The 1,017-nt window shown below is 69.1% G+C and carries 1 protein-coding gene; it reads left to right on the top strand.

Going from position 1 to position 1,017, the window contains the following annotated elements; genetic code table 11:
* Positions 1–173 precede the first annotated feature (173 nt).
* The coding region (locus AB0L75_RS44620) for a DUF3880 domain-containing protein (protein ID WP_365191993.1) at positions 174–1,017 on the top strand (844 nt) is incomplete at its 3' end.

The following is a 1,017-nucleotide window of genomic DNA, read 5'->3' as shown; positions in this document are numbered from 1 at the left end:
CACTGCTTGTTCCTCCTCGGTGGGGACGGACGGGCCGCGCCGTCCAGGTGCGGCGTGTGCTCACCCGTGTCGGGTTGGTCAGTGGTCACGGGCGATGCCCGGACCCTTCAGGGGGCTCGGCGCGCCCTCCCGCGCCTGGTCTCGATCATCCGTGAGCATCGGAAGGACGACGCATGAACCGCCCCGCCCCCGAGCCCGTCGTACCCGCGGAGTTCACGGCACGCCGTCGCCCCGGCCCCCCCGTGCCGGTCCGGCGTCGAGCCGGACGCGCGGGTCGCCTGGTGGTCGCGTGCATCCTGGACGAGTTCTCGCACACCGCCTTCGACGGCGAGGCCGACCTCGTCCCGCTGTCCATGGAGTTCTGGCGTGCAGAGCTCACGGCGGCCCGCCCGGACCTGCTGTTCGTGGAGTCCGCGTGGCGGGGCCACCGGCAGGCCTGGTGGAACACCGTGCACCGTCTCGGACCGGAGCTCCGGGGGATCCTGGAATGGTGCCGCGATCGCGGCGTGCCCACCGCGTTCTGGAACAAGGAGGACCCGGTCCACTTCAACACGTTCCTGACGACGGCGGGCCAGTTCGACGCGGTGTTCACGACGGACCTGGACTGTGTGCCCCGTTACAAGCGGGAACTGGGCCACGACAACGTCCACTTCCTGCCCTTCGCGGCACAGCCCGCCGAGTCCAACCCGGCCGAGGTCTTCGATCGGATCGACGGCTGTGCCTTCGCCGGAGCCTACTACGCGCGCTATCCGGAGCGGCTGGTCGACCTGCGCGAGCTCTCCACGGAGCTGTCGTCCGAGGGTCGCCGGTTCGACGTCTACGACCGCAACCTCGGACGTCCCACCTCGGACTACACGTTCCCCGACGAGTACGAGCGGTTCATCGTGGGCGGTGCGCTCACCCCGGACCTTCTGGACGTGCCCTACAAGGGCTATACCGTCAACCTCAACCTCAACTCGGTGAAGCAGTCCCAGTCCATGTTCGCTCGGCGGGTGTTCGAGCTGCTGGCGTCGAACA

The organism is Streptomyces sp. NPDC052101 (assembly GCF_040680235.1).
Classification (GTDB): Bacteria; Actinomycetota; Actinomycetes; order Streptomycetales; family Streptomycetaceae; genus Streptomyces.
This window is presented reverse-complemented; position numbering and strand designations above follow the sequence as displayed.